This is a genomic window from Bdellovibrio bacteriovorus (genome assembly GCF_001592745.1).
GTDB lineage: Bacteria > Bdellovibrionota > Bdellovibrionia > Bdellovibrionales > Bdellovibrionaceae > Bdellovibrio > Bdellovibrio bacteriovorus_B.
Genome location: NZ_LUKD01000005.1, coordinates 182,309 through 207,240 on the forward strand (window position 1 = coordinate 182,309; position 24,932 = coordinate 207,240).

The 24,932-nt window shown below is 44.8% G+C and carries 23 protein-coding genes and 1 riboswitch; of the genes, 15 read left to right on the top strand and 8 right to left on the bottom strand.

Annotation, left to right across the window (positions count from 1 at the left end; translation table 11 throughout):
• Nucleotides 1-2: 2 nt before the first annotated feature.
• Entirely contained in the window at nucleotides 3-1,208 is a 1,206-nt protein-coding gene (locus AZI87_RS11510; RefSeq protein WP_063207043.1) for a DsbA family protein, read from the bottom strand.
• A gap of 82 nt (nucleotides 1,209-1,290) precedes the next feature.
• On the opposite strand from AZI87_RS11510, the gene AZI87_RS11515 reads away from it, so the two are divergent.
• Entirely contained in the window at nucleotides 1,291-2,925 is a 1,635-nt protein-coding gene (locus tag AZI87_RS11515; RefSeq protein ID WP_253696741.1) for a ChaN family lipoprotein, read from the top strand.
• Nucleotides 2,922-3,338 carry a DUF4339 domain-containing protein gene (locus AZI87_RS11520; protein ID WP_063207046.1) on the top strand — a complete coding sequence of 139 codons (417 nt, stop codon included), beginning with the start codon at nucleotides 2,922-2,924 and terminating at the stop codon, nucleotides 3,336-3,338. The genes AZI87_RS11515 and AZI87_RS11520 overlap by 4 nt, the downstream gene beginning before the upstream one ends.
• Here the strand turns inward: AZI87_RS11520 and AZI87_RS11525 are convergent.
• Entirely contained in the window at nucleotides 3,330-3,632 is a 303-nt protein-coding gene (locus AZI87_RS11525) for an HU family DNA-binding protein (protein ID WP_301335618.1), read from the bottom strand. The two genes, AZI87_RS11520 and AZI87_RS11525, sit on opposite strands and share 9 nt — an antisense overlap.
• A gap of 150 nt (nucleotides 3,633-3,782) precedes the next feature.
• Here AZI87_RS11525 and AZI87_RS11530 point away from each other — a divergent pair, with 150 nt between their 5' ends.
• The 5 genes from AZI87_RS11530 (at nucleotide 3,783) to pyk (ending at nucleotide 9,218) form a co-directional block, all read left to right on the top strand.
• Entirely contained in the window at nucleotides 3,783-4,496 is a 714-nt protein-coding gene (locus tag AZI87_RS11530; RefSeq protein ID WP_063207052.1) for a hypothetical protein, read from the top strand.
• 87 nt (nucleotides 4,497-4,583) lie between these two features.
• Nucleotides 4,584-5,228, top strand: coding sequence for a tetratricopeptide repeat protein (locus AZI87_RS11535; RefSeq protein WP_253696742.1), 645 nt, complete (start codon nucleotides 4,584-4,586; stop codon nucleotides 5,226-5,228).
• On the top strand, nucleotides 5,225-5,962 hold the full coding sequence (locus AZI87_RS11540; protein ID WP_063207057.1) for a hypothetical protein: 738 nt from the start codon (nucleotides 5,225-5,227) through the stop codon (nucleotides 5,960-5,962). Before AZI87_RS11535 ends, AZI87_RS11540 begins: the two co-directional genes overlap by 4 nt.
• Before the next feature lie 87 nt (nucleotides 5,963-6,049).
• A complete protein-coding gene (locus AZI87_RS11545) occupies nucleotides 6,050-7,726 on the top strand; it encodes a hypothetical protein (RefSeq protein WP_063207060.1) in 1,677 nt (558 codons plus the stop codon).
• A 4-nt stretch (nucleotides 7,727-7,730) separates the two neighbouring features.
• On the top strand, nucleotides 7,731-9,218 hold the full coding sequence (pyk, locus tag AZI87_RS11550; protein WP_063207064.1) for a pyruvate kinase: 1,488 nt from the start codon (nucleotides 7,731-7,733) through the stop codon (nucleotides 9,216-9,218).
• Nucleotides 9,219-9,328: 110 nt separating this feature from the next.
• On the opposite strand, the gene AZI87_RS11555 is transcribed toward pyk, so the two are convergent.
• The 4 genes from AZI87_RS11555 to AZI87_RS11570 all read right to left on the bottom strand — a co-directional run bounded on the left by AZI87_RS11555 (nucleotide 9,329) and on the right by AZI87_RS11570 (nucleotide 13,018).
• Entirely contained in the window at nucleotides 9,329-10,312 is a 984-nt protein-coding gene (locus tag AZI87_RS11555) for a Crp/Fnr family transcriptional regulator (RefSeq protein ID WP_063207067.1), read from the bottom strand.
• A gap of 165 nt (nucleotides 10,313-10,477) precedes the next feature.
• Nucleotides 10,478-11,134, bottom strand: coding sequence for a CoA transferase subunit B (locus tag AZI87_RS11560; protein ID WP_063207070.1), 657 nt, complete (start codon nucleotides 11,132-11,134; stop codon nucleotides 10,478-10,480).
• A 3-nt stretch (nucleotides 11,135-11,137) separates the two neighbouring features.
• A complete protein-coding gene (locus AZI87_RS11565; RefSeq protein WP_063207073.1) occupies nucleotides 11,138-11,836 on the bottom strand; it encodes a CoA transferase subunit A in 699 nt (232 codons plus the stop codon).
• Between the two features lie 6 nt (nucleotides 11,837-11,842).
• A complete protein-coding gene (locus AZI87_RS11570; protein ID WP_063207076.1) occupies nucleotides 11,843-13,018 on the bottom strand; it encodes a thiolase family protein in 1,176 nt (391 codons plus the stop codon).
• An 80-nt stretch (nucleotides 13,019-13,098) separates the two neighbouring features.
• Between AZI87_RS11570 and AZI87_RS11575 the strand changes: the two genes are divergently transcribed.
• The 4 genes from AZI87_RS11575 to AZI87_RS11590 all read left to right on the top strand — a co-directional run bounded on the left by AZI87_RS11575 (nucleotide 13,099) and on the right by AZI87_RS11590 (nucleotide 16,785).
• Nucleotides 13,099-14,079 (top strand): DUF4097 family beta strand repeat-containing protein, encoded by a 981-nt coding sequence (locus AZI87_RS11575; RefSeq protein WP_253696743.1) that lies wholly within the window; start codon nucleotides 13,099-13,101, stop codon nucleotides 14,077-14,079.
• Between the two features lie 66 nt (nucleotides 14,080-14,145).
• Entirely contained in the window at nucleotides 14,146-15,066 is a 921-nt protein-coding gene (locus AZI87_RS11580) for a hypothetical protein (protein ID WP_063207079.1), read from the top strand.
• A gap of 394 nt (nucleotides 15,067-15,460) precedes the next feature.
• Nucleotides 15,461-15,556: riboswitch (purine riboswitch) on the top strand.
• Nucleotides 15,549-16,028: a hypothetical protein gene (locus tag AZI87_RS11585; RefSeq protein WP_063207081.1), complete on the top strand. Its 480-nt coding sequence runs from the start codon at nucleotides 15,549-15,551 to the stop codon at nucleotides 16,026-16,028. Its footprint overlaps the riboswitch before it by 8 nt.
• A gap of 97 nt (nucleotides 16,029-16,125) precedes the next feature.
• Entirely contained in the window at nucleotides 16,126-16,785 is a 660-nt protein-coding gene (locus AZI87_RS11590; protein ID WP_063207084.1) for a type 1 glutamine amidotransferase, read from the top strand.
• A 53-nt stretch (nucleotides 16,786-16,838) separates the two neighbouring features.
• Here the strand turns inward: AZI87_RS11590 and AZI87_RS11595 are convergent, their stop codons facing one another.
• Nucleotides 16,839-18,143 (bottom strand): ferric iron reductase, encoded by a 1,305-nt coding sequence (locus AZI87_RS11595; RefSeq protein WP_063207087.1) that lies wholly within the window; start codon nucleotides 18,141-18,143, stop codon nucleotides 16,839-16,841.
• Nucleotides 18,144-18,480: 337 nt separating this feature from the next.
• On the opposite strand from AZI87_RS11595, the gene AZI87_RS11600 reads away from it, so the two are divergent.
• Together AZI87_RS11600 and AZI87_RS11605 are read left to right on the top strand one after the other, a co-directional pair.
• Nucleotides 18,481-19,545: a hypothetical protein gene (locus tag AZI87_RS11600; protein WP_063207090.1), complete on the top strand. Its 1,065-nt coding sequence runs from the start codon at nucleotides 18,481-18,483 to the stop codon at nucleotides 19,543-19,545.
• 34 nt (nucleotides 19,546-19,579) lie between these two features.
• Nucleotides 19,580-22,231, top strand: coding sequence for a hypothetical protein (locus AZI87_RS11605; protein WP_063207093.1), 2,652 nt, complete (start codon nucleotides 19,580-19,582; stop codon nucleotides 22,229-22,231).
• Between the two features lie 33 nt (nucleotides 22,232-22,264).
• On the opposite strand, the gene AZI87_RS11610 is transcribed toward AZI87_RS11605, so the two are convergent.
• On the bottom strand, nucleotides 22,265-22,903 hold the full coding sequence (locus AZI87_RS11610) for a hypothetical protein (RefSeq protein ID WP_063207096.1): 639 nt from the start codon (nucleotides 22,901-22,903) through the stop codon (nucleotides 22,265-22,267).
• A gap of 83 nt (nucleotides 22,904-22,986) precedes the next feature.
• Here AZI87_RS11610 and miaB point away from each other — a divergent pair, with 83 nt between their 5' ends.
• Together miaB and AZI87_RS11620 are read left to right on the top strand one after the other, a co-directional pair.
• Complete coding sequence (gene miaB / locus AZI87_RS11615) at nucleotides 22,987-24,369, top strand: tRNA (N6-isopentenyl adenosine(37)-C2)-methylthiotransferase MiaB (RefSeq protein ID WP_437435063.1); 1,383 nt, start codon at nucleotides 22,987-22,989, stop codon at nucleotides 24,367-24,369.
• A 2-nt stretch (nucleotides 24,370-24,371) separates the two neighbouring features.
• Nucleotides 24,372-24,929 (top strand): bifunctional nuclease family protein, encoded by a 558-nt coding sequence (locus tag AZI87_RS11620; protein WP_063207102.1) that lies wholly within the window; start codon nucleotides 24,372-24,374, stop codon nucleotides 24,927-24,929.
• Nucleotides 24,930-24,932 lie beyond the last annotated feature (3 nt).

Sequence of the window (24,932 nt, forward strand, 5' to 3'; positions counted from 1 at the left end):
TATTACTTTAAGCTTCTATAAGCGGCTTCCAAAATAGGAATCAATTGCCCGCCACTCAAAAGTTTACCGTTAGCGAAAACAGTCGGAGTTCCTTGAATCTGAGCTGTTTCACCTTCTTTAGCCATTTTGCGGATCAGTTCTGCTGTGGCTGGATCCTTCACGCAGGTTTTTAACTCCTCAAGTGCAAGACCGGTGGCTTTAGAAACATCTTCAAGGTTTTTATCTAAGTTGCCTGCGCGGATGATTTCTTCTTGTTTGTCGAAGAAGTAATCGTGCGCCGCCCAACCTTTTTGACCCATTTTTTCTGCACACATAACTGCGGATGCCAGTCCGCATGAGATGCCATCGCCGCCGCCACGGATAGCCTCGTTGCAGGTTCCATCAAGTGGGAAAGGTTTAAAGACCAATTTTACATCCGGATGGCTGTTTGTGAAAGCATGAAGGGTTGGTGCAGCGTGCTTACAGTGTGGGCAACGGAAATCTGCGAACTCCACAATTGTCATCACCGGTTCAGACGACCCTTTTTGCAAAGTTAAACCAGCAGATAGATCAAAGGTTTGTTGGGGAGCCGCGGCCCAATAAGCCACTTTTTCTTTGGCCATCTTTTCAATGTCCGAAAGACCATGGCTTTCAAGATACATAATGTTTCCAAGAAAAGCGAAAGCGGGGATAGCAAGTAAGAATCCACCCACCCATTTTTCTGTCGTGAAGATGTCTTTAACGTCTTCGACAAGATTCGCGACAGAAAGGTCTTCAGCGCCCAACCAGATGCCGATAAATCCGATGATAGAAAGAACATAAGCGCTAATGCAGAAGATGCACAAGTTGCTCATAAAGGATAACGAAATGGCTGCCATAACCAAGGTGCCGAGGATCGTAATTCCGGAGAACAAGAAAGCGTAGCGAGACGTCTTGGCTTGATCTTGAACCATGTTGAAGCGGGTCACCGCCAAAAAGTAAAGAAGTACCAGGTTGGTGACGACTCCCCAAAGGGCCACCGGAACTCCGAAAAGAGCCGAGTATTTACTCGCCGTTACAGCATCACAATTAAGGACTTCGTTGATATTACATGCGGAACCGCCCTCAGCTGTTCCATATTTCAACCCATAGTAGTGAAGAGTCAGGTAAAGATGCACGCCGATGGCGATCAAAGTGGCAATCAGGGCAAGATTCAAAAACTTCTTTTTGCTAGATGCTGTATTTTTCATGCTCCCATTGAATCGTAGATTCGTGTTTGAAATCAATCAAAATTATGTAAAAATCGGAAGCACGCTATCAAGGAAGACAGCATTGAACGACTTACAGAAGTGGATTCGCATCCGCAAAGAGCTTTATCTCCAGATGCAACGTCAGGTTCGCCACAGACTGGGCGAGGACACGCCTGAGTTAATGCGCTACCATAAGACTTATAATAAAGAGTTTCTCAAAAAATGGACAGCGTCTAATAAAGAAGCGCTCTGGGAGCAGGTGTCGCAATCTCAAGTCGTGATGATAGGTGATTTTCACGCACTTCATCAATCGCAGAAAGCTCAATTGCGAATACTGCGCAGCCTGCCTAAGGGGCGCAAAGTTGTTTTAGCGGTGGAGTTCTTCGAAGCTGCGGATCAAGAAAAAATCGACAAATACCTTTCGGGTAAACTTTCGGAGAAAGAATTTTTAAAAGCCGTGCAGTGGCAGTCGAAATGGGGATTTCCTTGGGAGCACTATCGTCCTTTAATGCGCTGGGCTCAGAAACATAAGATTTCTGTTCGCGGGTTGAATAAGAGTTATAAAAAAAGAACCGCCATCACTCTGAAATCCCGGGATGTCTTTGCTGGTAAAAAGATTGCAGAGCTCGTCAGTGAGTTTCCCGATCATTTGGTTTTCGTTATCTACGGCGATTTGCATTTGGCTGCACCCCATATTCCGGAAGAAACCACAAAAATTCTGGGGAAACCTTTCGCGAAAAAGATTCTGCGTATCTTTCAGAATTCCGAATCCATCTATTTTCAGTTACTGAATAAAGAACTTGAGGCTTCGACAGACTTAGTGCGACTTTCGCAAAATATTTTTTGTCTGATGAGTGTGCCTCCTTGGGTGAAGTGGCAAAATTATCTCATGTACCTTGAGCAAACTTACGATCTGGGTTTGCAGTATGAAGACGAAGATGATGACGATGATGAGCAATTAGACTATACCGATCATGTCGGTCGCTATGTAAAAATCATTGCCGAAGAACTGGGGCTGAATGTTTCAGTGGATGCGCTGTCTGTGTACACGGCGCGAGACAGTTCGTTTTGGGTCCAGGCCCGGGAATCCTACGATGTAAAAACGTTGCGTTGGATTGAAGAGATGATCGCAGAAGGAATGTCTTTTTATCTTCCAGAGATCAAGGCCGCTTATCTGGCACGTGCGACTGTGAATCATGCGGCTTCGTTAGCCATGCGCTACGTTCACGCGCAAAGCAGTTCAATGACGAAGTTGCCGACGGATGTGCCGTCTGATTTTCTGAGTCTGATTTGGCTTGAAGGCACGGCTTATTTTGGGTCTAAAATTATCAACCATAAAAGAAAAACAGATACGATTGCGGACATTAAAGCAAGCTTAGCATCGCGGGGACCTTCTGAGTTGGGTAAAGAGGCTTTGCAGTTGGCGCTAGCGCAAAAAATGCATGAGTTGATGGTTATCACTGGAGTTCCCGGGCATCGCTTGCAAGCCAAGCCACGAAAGAAGTGGAGCTACATGATTGCGGCGCAACTACTGGGTGGTATGTTGGGTGAAAGACTTTATAATGGCTATCGTAAGAAGATGGTTTCAACAACAACACTGCGACATTTTTTAGCGAAACCTGTTGATAGCAAACATTTTCAAGTGGCCTACTATGATATGCTAGAAGTGATTGAAAGTTTGCCGACTTTGTTTCACAGCAAGAAGGAAAAGTTATGAAAAGCAACTCGTGGTTTTACAACAAAGATTTAAAGCCTCAAGGTCCTTTGTCGCTCCAAGAAATGCGTTCTTTGATTCATCGTGGGGACGTGGGTCCTTATGATCTGATTTGTAACGACAGTTTAGGTGAATGGAAAGCGGCCTGCGAGTTTGCGGAATTTGAGCGATCCCTTTTTCCTGCTGGGCAAACTTTTATGCCAGGGCAAGACATTGTTGAAGATGAAAAAGAGTGGGTGCTTTTAAGTCCTTCTGAATCAGGAAAGTCTTTGGTGCAGCAAGGACCTTATTCTGTGCGCGAATTGCGCGAAATGCTTACAACCCAGAAAGTAGTTGGGGAGCAATATATTTGGAAGTCGGGCTTGAGTGGCTGGTGCAGGCTTCAAGACCGACCTGAATTCGCCGGATTAATTTAAAGCGTCTTTAAGATCTTTTCCGGGTTTAAATCGGGGAACATAGGCGCTGGGGATTTTAACTGTTTCACCCGTTTTAGGATTTCTTCCTTGGCGAGGTTTGCGAGCACTGCGAGAGAAAGTGCCAAATCCCACGAGTTTTACTTCATCGCCTTTTTTGAGCGCTTCTTGAATCACTTTCAGAGTGGCGTCGAGAATCTGTTCGGATTGACTTTTTGTCGACTTGGTTTTTTCAGCAACAAGTTCGACCAATTGTGCTTTATTCATGTAACGCGGTTCCTTAATCGAAGGATTCAAACTAGTTTTGGCTCGAAAAATCGTCAAGGGAAATGCGTTGAATAAGAGTCGGGTCTAGATGTGACGCGGAAAATTTCTGAATGTTAAGGATCAGCTTTCCAATTTCTAGTGACATCTAATATTGTTAGACAAATATCCAGGAGAAGACTCATGAGCCTCTTTGTCGCGTTACTGGTGCCTTTTGTGGGATTCACTCAAATTGTTTCCACGGCAAATCTGTATGATTTGAAATCCGAACAAACGAAAAAACTCTACACTTTGGAAGTTCAGTTTTCAGAAGCTGGAGGACGGGTTCATAGTGAAGCTGTTTATAAAGATCTGAATGGTAAAACGGTGGTCAAAGAAAAAGGCGTGACTCAAGAAGCTCAAGTGAAAAGCTATGAAATTGAGCGTCCGCAAACTTCGGAAAAGGGAAAGTTCACCGTGGAGGGTGAGAAGATTCATTTCGAATACACCGGGGCTAACGGTAAAAAGAAAACATCGGATGAAAAGTTAAAAGGTCTTTTGCTTTCCACCGCGAACTTCAACGCGGTGGTTATGGAAAACTGGGAAAAGCTTTCGTCTGGGAAAGAGCTTGAGGTGCGCTTTGCGGTCTGGGACCGACTGGAAACGGTGGGATTCACCTTAAAGAAAATGAGCGATCTCGATAAGGGAACTGACAAATGGATGGAGCTTCGAATGAAGCCGACAAGTTTTGTGATCGCCGCCCTGGTGGATCCGGTTTATCTTTGGTATTCCCATGACTCTAAAAAGCTTATGGTTATGAAAGGGCGAGTGGCTCCGAAGATCGAGGTGGGTGGAAGCTTTAAAGACCTCGACGCTGAAGTGGTCTACACCTACGACCAGAAGGCAGTCTCAAAATAATACGAGGCCTTTCAGTCTCAATTTTTATCGGTTTTTGCCGATAAGTGAGACATGAAGAATCAAAACGCTTTTTTCATAGTTTTTTGTTTGTCACTAACGGTCGGCATTCTGGGTGCCTATGCCTCTTTTGTGGGGTATTTCAATGGTCATGAACAGTATGAATTAAAGCTCGCACATCTGCAAAAACAGGTGGAAAAAGAGAAGTTTAACAACTCTCTTTTAAGCTATCAGCTGAAGGACTTTCAGCAAACTGTCGCGCAGGTTCTTCCCGAGGATAAAAAACTTCAAGCAAAGTATGAACTGCAGAATCTTTCCTCTGTCGTGAGATCGCCAGCTAGTGAAGACTCATTGGATCTATCAGGCGTTTTCTTTGAAAAGGGAAAGAAGTACTTTAACAATCAAGACTATGACAAGGCGATTGGGGAGTTTAATAAGCTTCTTGATAAATATCCGCTTTCTCAGCACGTGGTCGAGTCACACTTTTTTATCGCTGAAAGCTATTTCCTTAAAAAGGACTTCCGCAACAGTCTTACGCAAATTGACTCGATGGTGACTTTGTTTCCACAGCATGAGCTGACGGGCTTTATTCTTTTAAGAATGGGTCAAATCAGTGAGTTCAACAATCAAACTGAAGAAGCTTCTGAAATCTACAAGACCGTTTTTAAGAACTTCAAAAATGACGATCTCAAAAAACAGGCTCGTAAGCTAGCTCAGAGTGTAGAATACAAATGAAGAAGTTCTTCCGTGTCCTCATTTTCATCATGGCTTTTCAAATGGAAGTGCGAGTTCGTGCTTCCGGGGATGTTCTTCAACAACCTTCAGAATGTTTAAAGTCCAAAGAAACTTGCGCCTTGCAGGTGACGGGGAAGGCTTTGCACTATTCAAGTGAAAGCTTAAAGATTCACGCTAAAGATGGTTCAACATTGGTTCGTCTGGCTCCGGATCAGTGGCGTTTTGTCAACGGTGCAGTATGGATGGAAAAATCTAAAAACGTAGAGCTAGAAACTCTTTATGGGACTTTGAAAGCTACACAGGGTCAGTACTTCGTCGTGGATCAGGGAAACAAGGTGCTTGTTCGTAATATGGATGCAACTCTGACCGTGACTCTTCGTGATGGTAAGACCTTGAGTTTGCCAGAGGGATTTGAGTTCTGGATTTCCGGCGTGAATTCCAAAGGTCAAACTGATTACGGAATGATTCAGCCTGTAGACATGAAATCGCATCTTCCACTTTGGAATTTGATGTATGAAGGATCTAAGAAAGACTTCATCGCCATGGTTTCGCATTTGCGCGAGAACTGGGGTGATTTGACTGAAAAAAGCGCTCTGATTTACAAAAACGTTGTTGAGCGTGAGATCGCCTCTGAGAAGCAAAAAGAGCGCGCCGAGCAGGTTCGTAAGGCCCGCATCGAGGCGGAGCGCCAGGAAATGAAGCGTCTGTACCATCAAAGGGTCTTTGAACGCTAGACTCCGGTCCTGTTTTTAAAATACGACACTGTTGAATAGAAGTTTCTTCCAAAGACTAATGTTAATCTGTGGTCTGGGAGGATAAGGATGTCTTCTATTTCATCTTCGGATCGCGCACGTCAGGATGACAAGATTCGCCAAACTCGTGAAGAGTATGAAAACCGTGAATCAGAAAATGCTAAACGCCGTAACGCTGAAATCAAGCGTTTAGAGCAACGTCATCACGAAGAAATTCGTAATATCACTGATAATTATGAAGGTCGGATTGCGGAGCTCAAAGAGCGCAATCGTGAAACTTTAAGTGACAGAGATTTTGAAAACAATCGCAAGATTGACGAGGTACGCCAGACGTATCGCGAATCCTTGCGCAATAAGATGGAAGATGCTTACAACTCGCGTGAAGAGCAGAAGGCGGCTTACGAGGGCACTCTGCGTAAGCAAAAAGAAATCACGGAATCCCAAAAAGAAAACCTTGTTGGACAGTTGAATAATGAAGTGGCGCAAAGAGATGAACGCTTTGCTCAGATGTCTGAAGAAAATCGTCTGAAGGCCCAGCAAACCGTGCACGATAATGCCCGTAAATTAAATGCCGCTCATGAAAAAGAAAAAGACGCTATGCAAGCGGGTTACAACGAGTCTTTGCGCTCACAGCATAGAAATGCCAATGAGATGCGTAAGTCTTACGAATCCCGTCTTCGTCAAAGCGAACGCCAAAGAGAAGCTGACAACTCTCGTTGGTCGCAGAAATATTCAGACACTGTAGCTAACAAAAATGCGGAGTATGCTGATAATCTCGAGATGAAACAAATGATCCTGGATGGAGAGCGTGAGGCCATCCGTGGTAAATACGAAAACGCCTTGGCTAAAAAAACGGATGTGATGGATGATCAAAATCAATCCTTCCGCGATTCTGTGAATGAGCGGGTGAACTCGCAAGTTCGTTCTCGTGACAGCCAAATTCAGCGTCTGAATAGTAAATTGAATAACGAGATGTCCAAAAACGAAAGGCTGCGTGGTTTAGAGCGTCGCAACCTTACGGAAGCCTATGAAAAGCGTTTTGATCGTGTGGATCAGCAAAGACAAGATGCTGTTGATCAAATGAAAGATCTGAATGATGAAAGAATAGGCAAGGTTTTGAACGAAAACCGTAAGCTATTAAGAAACGCAGATCGCGAAAATAAATCTCAGTCGACCATGGCAAATGCTCGTCACCGCGAAGAGCGTGAAAACATGATCCAACAGCATAAGGATCAGGTGACGCAAATTTCTAATAATGCGGAAGGCCGCGTTAAAAAGGTTCTGGATCTGACGAATAAGCGTTCGGAAGACATGGAACGCTACTATACGGATTCCTTGGATGTCGTAAAATCGAATTATCTGGATCGTATGGATTCGTACCGCGAAAAGACGGTGAGTGACCAGACCGCGACCAATAAGGTTATGACTGAGCGCTTTAGAAATATGGAAGCCGGTTTTAACGCGAAGCTTGAGCAGACTATCAAAAATTATGAGGACAAATTATCTCAATTGAAGGATAGCAACGACCGGGAAATCAAACGCCTAGAAAATCTTTATTCTACTCGTTCTGGCGAGCGTGAAAAAGCCGTAAAGATGGAAAAAGAATCCTTGTCGATGAAGTATGAGGCGAAGCTAGCTCAACTCAACGAGTCTCATCAGGATCAATTAGATAGAATGAATAGACGCCATCAGGAGGATATGCAAAACTTATCTGTGAAGATGAGTTCATATAGCAGGAAGGCGTAGAAAAATGTTAGCAGATCGTCGCGCAAAAATTGTGGCCACTATTGGGCCCGCTACTCGTGATGAAAAGAACTTAGAAAAAGCAATTAAGGCGGGCATGAACGTGGCTCGCCTTAATTTTTCCCACGGCAGTCATGAAGATCACTTGAAGGTGATTCATTCACTGCGAAAACTATCCCAAGAATTAAGAGCCCCCGTAGCTATCTTGCAGGATCTTCAAGGTCCTAAGATCCGTGTGGGTAAATTTGAAAAAGGCTCTATCGAGATCAAACCGGGTGAACAGCTTATCATCACTACGGATGCTGTGTTGGGAACGACAGGCCTTATTCCTTCTGACTTTAAAGAGCTTCCGCTGGCGTGCTCTCCAGGGACGCGCATTCTTCTTGATGACGGTTTGATGGAACTAAAAGTTCTGAAGGTGCGTGGTAACGAAGTTGATGCGGAAGTGGTTTACGGTGGCATTTTGAAAGACCGTAAAGGAATGAATCTTCCAGGTGTTAATTTGCCGGTGGAGTGCATGACGCCGAAGGATCTTGAAGATCTTGAGTTCGGTATTGCCAATAAAGTTGATTACATCGCATTGAGTTTTGTTCGTCATGCACGTGATATTCGTAAACTCCGTGAAATCATTGAATCTAAAAAATCCAATGCCAAGATCGTAGCAAAAATTGAAATGGTAGAAGCTTTGGAAAACCTCGAAGAGATCTGCCGTTTAAGTGATGTCGTGATGGTCGCGCGTGGGGACTTGGCTGTGGAAGTGGGGCAAAGCCGTCTTCCGGGTTTCCAAAAACGCATCATTCAAGTCTGCAACCAATTGGGTAAGCCCGTTATCACGGCGACTCAGATGCTAGATAGCATGGTTGAAAATCCTCGTCCAACAAGAGCAGAGATCACGGATGTTGCGAATGCCGTTTTAGATGGTTCAGACGCTTTGATGCTTTCAGCAGAATCTGCGAGTGGTAAGCATCCATTTAAGTGTATCCGCACTATGCATGAGATCATTACGGAAGTGGAGCGCAATGAAGAAGAGTACTACAAGCTTTCTCTTGAAAGCGAATTTTTAAGTACACCCGCTTCAATCGCGGCCAGTGCCTCTTTGAGCGCATTAAAGCTCAATGCTACGGCGATCATCTGTTTAACGACGTCAGGCAAGACGGCCAACATCATCTCAGGATTCCGTCCTAAAGCGCGTGTGATTTCAGTCACTCAGCACATGGAAGTCTTAAATTCTATGGAGCTGATGTGGGGGATTCAAACTCACGTGATTAAGCCTTATAAAACGATGGAAGACATCTTAAGTCAGATCGATCAATTGATGGTCACTCATGGCTTAGCTAAGACCGGCGACCGCGTGATCCTGACATTGGGACAACCCATCGCTCAAGGCGCAAAAACCAATTCGATCTACGTTCACACGGTGAACGGGGAGCAGTACTCAAAACTCCCTGATGATCAATTGCCACTGCGCTGCCAAGCCGATCCCAACATCGAATAAAAGTACCAGGTTCTTTTTCCTCAAAAGCAGAAATAAAAAAGCCCAAGATAACCTTGGGCTTTTTTAATTTTATACATGGTTCCTTTTTGATGCGAAGGGAAGCAGGTGCCTTAGCGGAGCTTTTTCTTTAGGTTGTTTACGATGGACCAGTTGCGAGCCATGGGTTCCACGTAAGGAAGTTCGACCATGATGTAGACTCCTTTTTCGTCCATGATTTTTTCGGTGAGATATTTTTTCTCAATCAAAGAATTCACGTCGTCGGGGCGGATGAGGTTTCCGAGTTCTTTCATGGATTCATTTTGGACTTCGTTTAAGTCGACTTTGTAGAGACCTTTATGATTGGGCTCTACTTTGCGTGCGAAGTGCAAGATGCCATTAAGAACGTTCACTTCTTGATCTGTCATTGCGGGTAAGCGGTCTTTTTCTTGTTTGAAAAGCCATTCGTTATACCAATCAACGAACGAGAATAATTCCTGAGGTTTTAGATTTGTGATTTTTTGTGAACCATCACCACGGTCTTCCTGTTTCAAATAGCCAAGATCCGTCAGCGCGTTCACAACACTTTGCATTTTGTTTGTGGCTTCTTGAAAGATTTGAATCGTGTAGTTGCGAATAAGAACAGACGAAAAAGCCAATGTTCCTGGCGATTCTTCTTTTCCGTATTTATTTCCCACAAGATTTAAAATTGAAATGTACTTATTCACGATGTGCGGAGGAAAACGCTCTTCATCGGGATTTGAGTTTTCAAGAATTTTGATTTTCTTGTTTGCTTCGCGCATGTTCTCATTCAGAGTTTTCATGATCGCGCGCACCCACACGGGCAATTGCTCCATTTGTTTCGTTAAAGAGTCATAGGGAAGTGCAATGACTTCAGATTCTTTTGTGGCTTTGACATTGGCACTGCGAGGTTTGTTGTCGAAAAGAGCCATCTCGCCCACCATAGCTCCAGGAGCGATTTCGGCTAAAACAATCTCGGTATTCCCTTTTGTTTTTGTCACGGCGAATCCGCCGGATTTCACAATGTACATCGCATCAGGGGCATCACCTTCACGGAATAGATAAGTATCTTTAGCCACCTTTTTCTGCTCTGCCACGAAAGACCTCTTTTTTTACTGGATTGTGGAGTCTTATTATCACTGGAAAAAACAGGGCGGGCAAACGGTGGCTAGACCTTCGATGGAGAGTGTTTTTCTTTGATACAAAAAGACCCCAAGAGATCTTGGGGTCTAACTAGATCGGTAATAAAGTACGAAGTACTTTTAGAATGTCATAGGTTTGCAATCAGGAGCGATAGTCATTTTACCTTCCGTCGCCGCCAGAACTTTTTCTGGAGATAAATCCGGAGCATATTCCTTTAACACAAAACCTTGAGGTGTGACTTCGATCACTCCGAAATCACTCACGATTTTTTTAATACACTTAACACCGGTTAACGGCAGAGTGCACTTTGTGCGAAGTTTTGAATTTCCTTCTTTGTCCGTGTGTTGCATAGCCACGATCACGTTGCGAGCGCCCGCGACTAAATCCATCGCGCCGCCCATGCCTTTGACCATTTTTCCTGGAACCATCCAGTTGGCAATGCTGCCTTCTTCGTCGACTTCCATAGCGCCAAGGACTGTTAAGTCCACGTGGCCCCCACGAATCATCGCAAAGCTGTCAGCGCTTGAAAAGAAACTAGCGCCCGGAAGTGCAGTCACAGTTTGCTTACCAGCGTTGATCAAATCAGGATCGATATCTTTTTCGAAAGGGAAAGGTCCCATTCCTAAAAGACCATTTTCACTTTGTAACATAACGAATTTGTTTGAAGGGATGTAGTTTGCAACCAAAGTAGGAATACCAATTCCTAAATTCACGCAATAGCCATCTTCCACTTCTTGAGCAATACGTTGAGCGATTTGTTCACGAGTTAATGGCATGGCTTATCCCTTTCTCACAGTTTTTTGTTCGATGCGTTTTTCGTAGTTAGCACCTTTGAAGATGCGCTGTACGTAAACACCCGGCGTGTGAATTTGATCGGGATCTAATTCGCCCACTTCAACCAACTCTTCAACTTCAGCAACTGTGATCTTACCGGCTGTTGCTGCCATAGGATTAAAGTTGCGAGCCGTTTTTCGGAACACCAAGTTTCCGAATTTATCTCCCTTCCAGGCTTTCACGAAAGCAAAGTCACCTTTGATTCCGCGCTCTAGAACGTAAGCACGACCGTCGAAATTTTTAATTTCTTTTCCTTCAGCCACTAAAGTTCCCACTCCTGTCGGAGTGTAGAATCCAGCGATACCCGCGCCACCCGCACGAATTCTTTCAGCCAGAGTTCCCTGAGGGCAGAATTCAAGTTCCAGTTCGCCACTCATATAGAGTTTTTCAAACAACGCGTTTTCACCCACATAAGATGAAATCATTTTTTTGATTTGGCGATTTTGCAAAAGCTGACCTAAGCCGAAGTCGTCAACGCCGGCGTTATTAGAAACGCAAGTAAGACCTTTGACTCCCATATCACGAAGGGCCGCGATGCAGTTTTCAGGGATTCCGCAAAGGCCGAATCCCCCAAGAACTAAAGTCATATTGTCTTTAACGTCAAAGAGCGCGCTCTTTGCATCAGTAAAAACTTTTTTGCTCATAGCGGACTACGCTCTTTCTACGATCAAAGCAACGGCTTCACCGCCACCGATACAAAGAGTTGCTAGACCATAACGTTTGTTATGAGTGTGAAGACCGTGAACCAGTGTCGCAAGAATGCGCGCACCGGAAGCGCCAATCGGGTGACCGATAGCCACCGCGCCACCATGCACATTTACTTTTTCAGCAGGGATTTCTAATTCTTTCATCGCCACTTGAGTTACGACCGCGAAAGCTTCGTTGATTTCCCACATGTCGATATCGCCCACATTCAAGTTCGCTTTAGCTAAAGCTTTTTTGATCGCGCCAACAGGAGCTGTTGTGAAGTATTTTGGTTCATGAGCGAATGTGCCGTGAGCTACGATTTTTGCAATCGGTTTCAAGCCACGTTTTTTAGCCTCGCTTTCAGACATCAAGACGTGAGCCGCAGCACCATCGTTGATTTTAGAAGCATTGGCTGCCGTGATAGTTCCGGCTTTGTCGAAAGCAGGTTTCAAACCTGGGATTTTGTCGAAGTTCGTGTTGAACGGCTCTTCGTCTTTATCCACAGTGACAGGACCTTTTTTGCCTTCGATCGTCACAGGAACGATTTCGTTTTTGAAAAGATTTTTGTTCCAAGCGTCTTGCGCTTTTTTGTAAGAATCAATCGCGAAAGTATCTTGTTGTTCACGAGTGAAGTTGTGCTCTTTCACGCAAATCTCTGCGGCACTTCCCATGTGGAAGTTGTTGTATGGATCCCAAAGACCGTCTTTGATCATAGAGTCAGTCATTTGTGTTGGACCCATGCGGTAACCAGAGCGAGAATTTTCCAGTAAGTGTGGAGCCAATGTCATATTTTCTTGACCGCCAGCTACGGCAATTTTTGTGTTACCAAGAGCAATAGAATCTGCCGCTAACATCACAGCTTTAAGACCAGAGCCGCATACTTTATTGATCGTCATACAAGGTGTTGTGTTTTTCAAACCGGCGAAGATCGCGGCTTGACGAGCCGGAGCTTGTCCTACGCCTGCAGTCAAAACCTCACCCATGATGCACTCATCAATTTCGTCAGCGGAAACACCCGCGCGAGTGATCGCTTCTTTGATTGCAATCGCACCGAGCTTTGGTGCAGGAAGAGAAGAGAAACCTCCTTGAAACGAAGCCACAGGAGTTCTTACGCTGCTCACAATTACGACATTTTCCATTTTTCACCTCAATTAGTTGTCAATGCCCCGATACTTTTTTATATTTTAAAGGCAGAGTCAATTTCCCAGGGAGTCAACGCATGTCAGCGATCAGTATCATTCTCGCTCATCTTCTTTTTCAGCCGGTTATGGCTGCAACATTTGAAGTTCCCGTCGCCGACGGCGATCGTCTGGTCCTCAAAGGATTAGAAGCCCAGGTGCAAGTTGTGGGACAGGGTGGTAATTCTTTGAAAGTATCTGGCGTGGATGAGGCCAGCACCGAGGGCGTATTCGTTGTTACGAAGAAGAATAATATCATCGAAGTGAAAATGAATGAATACGCGGGCAAAAAGAACTGGTTAAACATCTTGCCTAAGTCCGGCACGCAAATGAGAAAAATTGAGATTTGGGGAGCCGCAGTTCCGACGGAAATTCACTTGCGCGGCGGATCGGTCGTCGCTCAGAAATGGAATAAAGATTTGAAGGTGAGTGTGGCTCAGGGCCGTGTCAGCTCTTTAAACGGCTCAGGTTCGTTGAATATTTATGTGCAAAAAGGTGATGTGAATGTCTCTGATCATACGGGGAAGGTGGATGCCGACTCCTACTCGGGCACCATGGCTCTTAAAAACATTCAGGGTGATGTGAGTGCGAGCCTATTCTCTGGTCAGCTTCAGATTGAAAAAGTGCGTGGCTTCCTCACTTTGGCAACGCAGCAATCCAATAGCAAAATCAATCAGGGGACGGGGACGATTCAGTTTGAAAACGGTCGTGGCGCATTGAGCATTCAAGGTTTTCAAGGCCGCATGGAAGGTCAGAACCAAGAGGGTTCTGTGAATGTGACAATGACGCTAGATTCAGAGTTGGATGTAAAAGCGAAGTCGGGCCGCGTGAATGTCCAAGTGCCGGCGTCTTCGGGAATGAGTTTAAATTTAATGACGGTCGAGGGCGAAATCGTCGTCCCTTCCGAGCTTAAAGTGACTAAATTGAGTGCAGAAAAATCCGTGCGTGGTCGTCTGCGGGGCGATGCGCAAAGAGGCAGCGTGTTTGTGCGCAGTCAAGATGGAACAATTTCAGTGAAATGAGTTGACGCTCCTCTTGAAATGCTTCACACATGAAAGATCATTTTTAAGCACTATCTAGGTAGAATTATGGCAAAAATCGTTAAAAAGAAGCCCGCAGCAAAACCTGCTGCAAAATCTGCTAAAAAAGCGCCTGCGAAAGCGGCCGCAAAACCTGCTCCTAAAAAGGCGGCACCTAAGGCTGTGGTAAAGAAAAAGGCTGATAAAGCTCCGGCAAAACCGGTAGCGAAAAAGCCTGAAGTAAAGAAAAAGCCCGAAGTGAAGGCAGCTCCGGCGAAGGCCGCTGCGAAACCTGCCAAGGAAAAGGAAGTCAAAGAGACGAAAGTCGCTGAGGCTAAGAAGCAAGATAAAAAGGCTGCCACTCCGCAACCTACTGCTGAAAAACCTGCGAAGAAGGATGCGAAAGCTCCTGCGGCTGCAAAAAAAGGTAAAGGCAAAAAGGATAAAGAGAAGGAAGAATCCGATCTTGATGACGACTTTATTGCTGATGACGATTTGATGGGCGATGAAATCGGCGAGTACGAAGAAGAACTGAAAGCCGTTGAAGAGTCTGACGAAGACGTCGAAGAAGAAGAAGAATGGTCGGGCGAAGAAAAGCCAAAAACAGACGAAGAGATCATTCTGACGGACGCCGAAGGCAATCGTTATTGCCGCGCGCGTGACTGCGATCAAATCGCTGCCGTAGATGCTTATTGCCGTTACCACTATCTTCTTTTCTGGAAGAAGATCCAAGTTCGTAAGAAAATCTTGGCTGATGGTAAATTGGAACGTTACGTGGAAGAACTGACTTCCCGTTATCCAGATAAATTCTTAGAAATGATCCGTCGTGATTTGCGCACGGAAAAAGACTTCTTGGCCGCTATTCAGGAGCTTGAGATTGATGAATCGGCTCAGGATAATGAGTTTGAAGAGGATACAAGTGCCTACATCGAAGAAGTCCGCGGCATGGGTGACAATGGGACTCCCGGCGTGGAAGACGACGAATACTAGGTCGCCGCGAAACGGTGAAAAACGCCCTGCTGACTGCGTTGGTCGGTCGGGCGTCTCCCTGCGGCGTACAGGCGTACGCCTCAGTCGCTTCCTCTCTCCCGCCTTGCATCAGGGCATTTTTGACCGTTCCGCTCTTCATTGCTATCCACGGTCTTCGCTTGCTCCTTGGGAGCTCGCTTCTTAAGGTTTCTTTAAATTTGATCTTATAAGTTGGGATTTCCTTTCTTGGGATTTCAGTCTCATATTTCTTATGTTTCTGATGCTTTGTTTCAATTTTTGTTGGAGGGCAGTTGGGGCTTTGGAATTGTTTGGGAATGGTTAGGATTGGTGTTTGCTGTTGCGTTAAAGCTGCTAGTGCGGACTTTTTTCATTGCAATAGGGAAATCTGATCGGTAGGACTAACCGAAATTGTTCAAATATATGTCAGAGATGGGTCTGATGTTTCTACCTGCCACCGTAAGGGCAGACTATTTGGAGGGGAAATGTTTAAGAGCGTGGCTCTTTTAGCAGTCGTAGTTTTGTGTTCAACTGTTTCTCATGCGAATGGGAATTTTCCAAAGGGACCGGACGCAAATCTAACTCCGGGTGCTCTTTGTTCAAGAGCGGATTCTTACAGATATCCAGAGCATATCAAATATTGCGAGCGTGATGTCTCTTCTTCTCAAAAAGCCGCTATCTTTCAAAAGTACGATCAGCTTGGTTACCGTACGCGCTCTATGAAGCGTCAGGCGTTCAAGATTGATCATTACATCCCACTTTGTGCGGGTGGTTCGAACTCTCCACAAAATCTTTGGCCTCAGCATGAAAGCGTTTATCAAATCACAGATCAGTTGGAAGCTTTGGTTTGTGAAAAGATGGCAGCAGGTCGCTTGAAGCAAAAAGAAGCTGTTGAGTTGATCATGCAAGCTAAGAATCACTTGGATGAAGTTCCAGAGATTCAAAAATACGTGAACTCTCTTTAATTCTTAAAATTCAATCTCTCTTCGAGGGGTGCCCATGCCGTAAAAAGCATGGGTTTTTTTATGCCTAAAATTTGCGGCTTCTGTTAGTTTCTTGAGTGTGAAAAGTCTTTTAGTTATTCAGCACGAAGCAGATACTCCTCCAGGCACCACTTTAGAGTGGGCCGCGCTTCGAGGTTACGCTGTTCATCATTGGTCGCCCGGAACGGATGCGCCACCTGTAAAGACAGATTTTGATCTGGTCGTTATTTGTGGTGGCTCCATGGATACTTTTGAAGAAGAAAAACATCCTTGGTTGGTTGTCGAAAAGGAATTTATTCGTAAGCTTGTGAAAAACGATACAAAGATTTTTGGTTTGTGTCTTGGATCTCAACTGCTGGCGGAAATCCTGGGAGGGTCCGTTCATCAACATCATGGGTGGGAAATTGGTTTTGTACCAGTGAAAACTCGTGAAGGCTCTGCATTGCAAGCCTTTCATTGGCATCGTTATACTTTTGAACTTCCTCCGGAGGCGGAGCTTCTTTGTGAGGGAGATTTTTGTAAAAATCAGGCTTTCACATTTGGTAAAAACATCGTAGCAACCCAGTTTCATCCAGAAACTACAGAGCAGTGGATCCGCGAATGTGCTGAAGAAGTGGCTCTCAATGAAAAGGCCTATACAGGACTTGTTCAGTCGGAAAACGAAATGCTTGCGAGTCTTCCTCTACAAAAGAATTTAAAGCACTGGTACTTTGATCAACTGGATCAGCTGGTAAAATAAATAAAAGGGCTTTCATTCGAAAGCCCTTCCACAACGTTCTTAAGAAAATAAAATTAAATAGCTAGTAACGTGCGACTGCAAGAGCGGATCATCAAGTTGTCACGCTGAAGCCCTTTTTCTGAAAGCTCCAGGAATCGTTTTGCGGCTTCGTCACTCATGATGTAGCCCTTATTCAGGTACAAGCCATTGCGAGAAACATGGGGTTTGCTTGAATTCAACTGAACACCGGTCTGACGAGCAAACTCCTTTTCGAATTCTTTGAAGAAATCCAAGCCCCAACCGTTGTAGTTGTTTTTAGTAACTTTCTTTGCGTCTATATCCATCCAGGAAGGTGCGGTGTTTCCGTGTAAGATTCCCACGGATACGGACATATATCCCTTAAGTAGGTTTGACTGTTCCCAAGCTTTCGTGATGTCTGTGCGTTTCACAGCCTCGAAAAACTCGTTGGAAAGATAGGTGTCACCGAAATCACGCAAAACGATTTTACCTGTCGGGCGGTTCTTCGCATCGAGCTCCACCAAAAAGTTCTGAGAATGAGGGGAATCGTAGGTCATTCCTGTTAAAGCATAAAACTCTGCTAATGCGCGGGCGAGGGGTTTGTTATAATGTTCGTTCCAATACGCTGCGGGATCCTTGGAGCCATTGGCCTTCGCAAGATCGCGTCCCAAATCTTCGTGCATAATAGAAAAGCCTGGAACATAACGTCTCCCTGATTTCTTCACCTCTTCATAAGAGCGGATGATCATGCCTTGGTCGATGTCTTTAATGCCGAATGCCATTGGTTCATCTAGAAGCACAATGTGCTCTAGCTTTGGTTGACCTTTTAATTGTTTATCCACGAAGTCGGTCATCAGACGAATCTGTTTTCCGTCGTCCCATGTCTGTTGTTTGTCTCGCCAATTACCACCTGTGCGGTCGGTGGAAACTTTCACTGAAAATTCGGCTCCCGACTTAGGGTCCACAGCAATATAACTGCGCGAGGCTGTCATATAACCGACGAAATGTTTTTTACGAACGGGCTCAATACCATTCTTTTTTAGGAAGTCTTCAACCTGCAAATACCATTTCGTATCTTCGGGATTAATCACCCAACGGACAAATTTTTCGCCGTCTCTTTCAAAGATTAAAGAGCTGACGAATTCAGGATTTGAACGAAGGGCGACATCGGCCTCGATAAGTTTTAAAGGAATTTCATAATGTTCCAGACGCGTGAATCCGCTTTCGCGAGTGGCTACGGCATTTGAATGAGTTTCCATGCGAACAAGGGCATGCATCTCTTTGCTGATCGCCCATGAAAGGTGAGATGAAAAAATACTAGCAATTACCAGCGAATTTTTCGCGGCCTTCAAAATAGACATCCGGAACTCCTCTTTGACGAAGTTTCCTTTTTCAAAGGGAATGCCAATTTTTCGAGAGGGGAATTGCGATTGTGGCGCAAGCGTACTGGCAAATTGATCGACAGGTGTTGTGAATGCAGTATCTCAAAATGAGATTACCAAAAAACCTCGTTAAAATAAGATCTTAACTAGAATTTTCTTCAGCTCTCAAAGATCTTCGTGGAACGGGTTGGCTGTCGAAGTTTTGCAAGTCGATTTGGCTCCAAACTGTTTCAACGCACTTGAATCAGTATTCACCGTGCTTTGGTCATGCGGCGTGAGTTCTCCTCCGAAAAGTTAACATCAAAGGGGAACTATCATGGAAATCAAAAAATACGTTGGTGGCGGTTTATTATTTATTGCTTCAGCAACTTCAATGATTGCCTTTCAGAACTGCAGCCCTGCGGGTCAGTTCAGTCCGCAGGCTCAAGAGTCTTTGGCGTCTTCCTCATTGAGTTTAGATGGGTCTGGCGTGATTGCAGAGCCTGGTATGTGGGGTTCCGACTCTTCGGGATCTTCAAGCGGCGGCTCCAGTAGCACGGCAACCTCCAGTGCTTCGACTTTGTCTGCTTCTGCGAGTTGTTCTCAAGCTCTTCAAGCCATCGGTTGGGATAAAGGAGTTCAATTAAATAAATTCGTTCTTGAACCGTTATCCTATGACAAGAAGCTTGTGGGCCAATCTGAACTGCCAGCTTCAAAAGGTTTTAGGATCAATTTCCATGCGGCGGCTTTGTCTGCGCCTCACTCGAGTGGTCTTGCGAGTATTCCGGCGGGCTTGTCGGTGAAGATCACAAATTTAGCAAACGGTGCCGTGATTGATGTTCCTTCTTCGCATTTTGTTGATTTCTCCAGCGAGCCGGGCTTTCAATTGAAAGGTCAAATCGTCAGTTATCAGACTACACAATCCAAGGGTTCGTATGTGAATCTGAATATCCGCCGTGATCTTTTAGATTCACATAATTTAAGAGCAGTGAAGTTTGATCTTTACTGCCAAGGTTCCTTGATCGCCTCCGCGAACAGCAGTTTTGAAAATCGCCTTAAAGAATATACGGACCGTTATGTTCGTGTGAATAACTCAGATATTGCCATTACCGATACGGCCGGAAAAATTCATTCTTACGCGAAAAAGAGCATTGATGGATATGTGATCCTAAATTGTCCTAAGGAAGTCCGTGCGGGAACTCGGTTTTCTTGTACCGCTCAAGGAGAGAAAATCGTCAGCGGCAAATGGTATGCGAACTCTCAGCACTATCCTGAATTTGATAATCAGGTCACCGTCGTTGTGGATAAACCGGGAGCGGGAAACTACCACCTTCAAGTTGTCGCTATTACCGAAAAAGGCCAAGAGGTGCGCAGTAACGGAAACTACGTACGTATAAAATAGTGTATCCATCAAAAGTAATAAAGTTGGAGGGGACGTGTTCAGTAATAAACTTCTTAAAGTCAGCTTAATGTGTTCTGTTTCCTTGCTTATTGGGTGCGGGATTGAAGCGACGTTGGTGTCCCCCAGTTCCGCAACTTTAGCAGTAAAAAAAGTAGATAACTCTGGCGTTGTGAACGATGCTAATCAGAATTCATTTCTGATGCAGGGGATTTGTCAAGACATCTCAGAAGTTGTGATCTCAACGGATTCATTCAGTGTGAATACTCCCTGTATCGATAATGTATGGAGTATCAATCTAGATCTTTCCGCACTTTCTGGTCAGGTTATCACTGTCAAGATAGTGGGCGTCAGTAAGGATGGTCTTAAGGAATCAAGTACCTCTATTCAGCTAACGAAAAAATTGTCCTGTTTGTTGGGAGGGCAGACGATCCCTGACGGACAAAGTATTCTTGCTTATACTAGCGCAACAGTTGTCAGTGGAGATACGTGTTCTAGTGTAGCTGAGTCGCGCCTTTGTACAAATGGAACTCTGTCGGGTTCAGCGATGTTTTTAAGTTGCTCGCAAGGTCTTGATGCCGCGGCGCTAGTTTCGGTCGAAGAATATGAAGAACGTGTGAGTGAATCAGTGGGAGTAAAGTCATTCACTTTAAGGCTTTCTGAAGCTAAGCCTTATTCTGTTAACGTACGCTATTACGTTTCAGGCGACTATGTTTATATGCTGGATGCTGATTTGAATCCATCGGGAACGGTGACGTTTGCTGCTAACGAAACCACGAAGACAATTAGTTTTCAGGTGTTCAATAATGCCATTGCGCAACCTGAGCGATTAATGCAGCTAAATCTGATTGGTACGGACAGTCCCATGGTCAGCTTAGGGGAGCATTATCAAGCCCGACTTTTTTTAAAAGATAATGATGGCGGTTTTGAGCCGAACATTCAGAAGGTCTTCGTGATAGGTTCTGAAATTACTTGTGTACTTACGGCTGATGGAAGTCTTTCCTGTGCCGGTGCTCAATTTGGCCCAGCTCCAGTGGAAGTTGATGCCGGAGTGAAGTATCAAAAGATAGCAGCGGGAAGGAATAATTCGTTCTGCGGTCTGACTAATTTGAGCAAGATACGATGTAACGATGGATCTAACCAGCTCATGATAGCCGAAGACAGCACCGTCAGCTATTTGGATTTAGATTCGACCGCCTCTCCTTGTGGCGTCACGGTTTCTAATGAACTCCGATGCAAAGTCGATAATGCGTTTCAAGTTCTTGATGCTGGGGTTCCTTATAAGAAAGTCTCGGTAGAATCATATAAAATTTGTGGTCTTACTGCTGGAAATACCATCCGTTGTGCTAGTACTGATGGAGATTCTGTTGATGGCTTTTATTCTATTGATTCTTTTGAGGACGTTGATGCGGGTGTTCAGTATTCTGATATTTCCAACACTGGCGAGAATGATATCTACGGGCTTACATCCTTGGGGGAATGGAAGCGTCTTTGCGCTTATGAAGATTGTACCACCCCCACGGTATTGCTTGCTGGAAGTACCTTCGTAAGTCTTCATCGCAAATGTGCAATTAATGATGGCGGCGTAGCGAAGTGTATGAATTCCGCTTCTTTAAATCTCACTCATCTTTTTAAACAGATCCATACCGCTTCCTCTGGCGGCAACTATCAAAGAGGATGTGGAGTAACTACTACGGATGAGTTGCTTTGTTGGAGCCATATTAACAATAATCATATTGCTTGGCGAGGGCCAGATGCTCTTGCTAGCAACTCAGTACGGACAGAAATGCAGGGCTTGACTAACGTGGCAAAAGTTCGGACTTTTGTTGACGGTTTGGATAGCGTGACTTGCGCCATTCAATCGAACGGTCAAGTGAAGTGTTTTAACGGGGAGGTCGAAAGTTTCTTCAGATCGACACCCGTCGATAAAGTGAGTTTGGCTTCCCATAATATCAAAGACTTTATTAATGATTACTATCTTTTAAATTCAGATGGATACGTTCTAAAGCTCACGGCTTCAATGTCCTATGAGCAAGCGGACACCGAAAAGTATACTTCCTTGGTCACTGGGGGGATGTACGTGAACTACTGCGGTATCACCGAAAACCAGAAGTTACGTTGCCTTAAGGGAGCCGTCTTTGAGGAGCCGTTTCCGGGAGCAACGATTAAGGATTATGCTGGTGATTACTCACAAGGATGTTATTTAAGTGTGACGGGCGTTTTGACTTGTTGGGATAATTATCAAAACACTCTTCCAACCGCGACAGTGATTGATAACACGGATACATATACTCAGATATCGGGAAGTTATTTAAAGGGATGCGGGGTTTCAGCTACGAGTCACGAGGTCAAGTGTTGGGATAATTATGACAATATTCCAATGTCGCCGGTTGTATTTACCATTCAGGATCCGGGTATCCAATATGTGAAAGTATTTGCCCTACATGGTGTTCACGACAACAAAGTTTGCGGTATTACCACGACAGGTGTTTTGAGATGCGGTACTCGAAACGGAGCTTATTCGGTCATAGATTCAGGTAGTTCCTATTCAGAGGTGACCTCCGTGGACTGTGGAATCACAACGGATGGAAAATATAGATGTTCCGGAGGGTTTGCTGCGGGTTCTGTTTATGTCAGTTGGAAGCGCCCGATCTTAATGAACAAGTGGTTCACGCGCGCCACTCCTTAAAATAAAAAAGCCTCCTTCGCGGAGGCTTTTTTATTAGTGAAGATCACCTTTCTTTTTCTTACCACCGCCAAACATGCGGGGGCCGCGATCTTCGGTGTCGTCGTCCTCTTCTTCATCGTCTTCGTAGTCCTCGTCTTCGGAAAACTCTTCTTCATCACGAGGTGGGGAAAGTTCCTCACTTTGTTCTGCACGAGAAAGTGCATCTTCGTCCGCTTCTTCAGCGTCGTTATAAAGTGTCTCGTCATCGACACCCAGAAGTTTGTTCGCTTCCGCTTCTAAGGATGAATTCTCGGTCGTGAATTGCAGATAAAGTTTTTTGCCTTGGAAGGGGAACTCTTTCCATGTGTAAGGGAAATCCACTTCGCCGTCGTTTTCTAAATACTCCATCATCATGCTTGCGGCTGCGTCCACGCAGTTGTGAATGCGTTGAACCGCGTCTTGTTGATCCTGAGAGTAATTCATAGAAACTTCGAAATTAGCCTGGGCCAAACGGCCTTTTTCTAGATATCCGACGCGCAGCAGAATTTCTTCGGGGTAAATACGGCCTTCAATCACAAGGTCGCCGTTGTCGAGATATTGGGCGAAGTTTTCGGTGAAAACGGCCTGAATCTGATCTGAGTACTCTTTCGGAAATGCCGTCCATTTTTTTGAGCTTTTGAGTCTTGGATTCATAGGGACCTCTGAGTCTGCCGGGCGATTTTTGCGTCGGGCATTTTGACAAATTTAAGACGCTCCTCTATAACTCACTTTCTTTAATGACACAAGAGGTAAGAACCGTGGAAAACACTTCGCAAAACCCTGAAAGCCTTCAGCAAAACAACGACATCGGTCAGGGCCGTGGTGTGTATATTTCTACCTACGGTTGCCAAATGAACGTGAACGACACTGAACGTATGTACTCTCTTTTAGAGATGCAAAACTTCACACCGGTAGAAAAACCTGAAGACGCTTCCTTGATCATTATCAACTCTTGCAGCGTGCGTGAAAAGCCAGTTCACAAAGTGTATTCTGAAGTCGGTACTTTCCGTAAAATGAAGGAAAAGAATCCGAACTTGCGCATTGGTGTTGGTGGTTGCGTCGGTCAGCAAGAAAAAGACAATTTGATCAAAAATCAACCGATGATTGATTTCGTATTCGGTACAGATCAAATCGACAATCTTCCTAACTTGGTCGCTAGAACTTACGAAGGCGAAAAGAAAATCATCAACGCGAAATTTGAACATCGCGCGCCTTATCACATCGAGACCATGGTTCGTAATCCAGGTGTTGCGACATTTGTGAACATCACAAAAGGTTGTGATAATTTCTGTACGTTCTGCGTGGTGCCTTACACTCGCGGTCGTGAGAAATCTCGTCCTTTGCAACACATTTTGACGGATATTCGCCACTTAGTGAAACGTGGAGTGAAAGAGGTCACTCTTCTTGGTCAGAACGTAAACTCTTACAAGGCCGAAGAGGGCTTGGACTTTGCTGATTTGATGGCGAAGGTGGCAACAGAGACAGATATAGAAAGAATTCGTTTCACGACATCGCATCCAAAAGATTTTAATCAGAAGCTCGCCGATACAATGGCTGCTCATCAGGATAAAATCATGGAGTACATCCATCTTCCGTTCCAAAGTGGAAACTCTCGCATCTTGGATCGTATGAACCGTAACTATACGCGCGAGCACTACTTGGAAAAAATCGCGATGTTGAAGAAGACCATTCCAAATGTTGTTTTCTCGACGGACATTATTGTTGGCTTCCCTGGTGAAACAGAAGAAGAGTTCCGTGATACCGTGACGCTGGTTGAGGAAGTGGGCTTTGAAACCATTTTTGCTTTCAAATATTCTCCACGTCCGTTCACAAAGGCGGCGAAATTTGAAGACCAAGTGGCTGAAGAAGTAAAAACCGAGCGTTTGAACCGTCTGTTTGATGCTCACGATAAGATGGCATTTGAACTTGTTAAAAAGTACGAAGGCCAAGTGATGAAGGTGCTAGTTGAGAATGTGGACCGTGAAGACGGTAAGATCCAAGGCCGTAGCACCGGCAATAAGCTTGTTCACTTCTTGGGTAGCAAAGATTTGATCGGTCAAACAGTGAACGTGAAAATCACCAAAGCCTTCCCCGCAGTATTTAGAGGAGAGTTAGTTTAAACATGAAAGATCTTTTGGATTCACAAAATCTTAAAGCTCAGATTGTGTTTGCACAGAACACTCATGAGGAAGAAACCTTTCACCAAAATGATTTGGTGCAATTGTTTCCTTATGGCTTGTCAGTGACGACGGATGCGACTCGTCCATTCTTGCTTTTGAAGGATGAAGCGCACGTTTATACTTTGCCAGTTGCCGTCAGTCCAATTGATGCGGGAGTGGCGCTTTCTCAGAACAACAAAGTCGTCGCTGAGTCTTCACCGCACAAATTCACAGCACTTTTGCTTCAGTCCTTAGGGATCGAAATAAAGCAAGCCGTGTTCGTTGAAATTAAAGGCTCCCACCAATATGTGCGTCTTTATATCAGTGGGCACCCGGCGACGAACTCAGTGAAATTACGCGCGGATGAAGCCATGTCTTTGTGTATGTACTTACAAGTGCCTCTGTTTGCGACAAAAAACTTTATCGGTCGGTCGCGCATTCTGAATGCAGAGATCGAGAGCGGCGCGCAAAAGGCGCAAAATTTCGGTTTCATGGATAAAGGGTTTGGATATCTGAACTAGTTT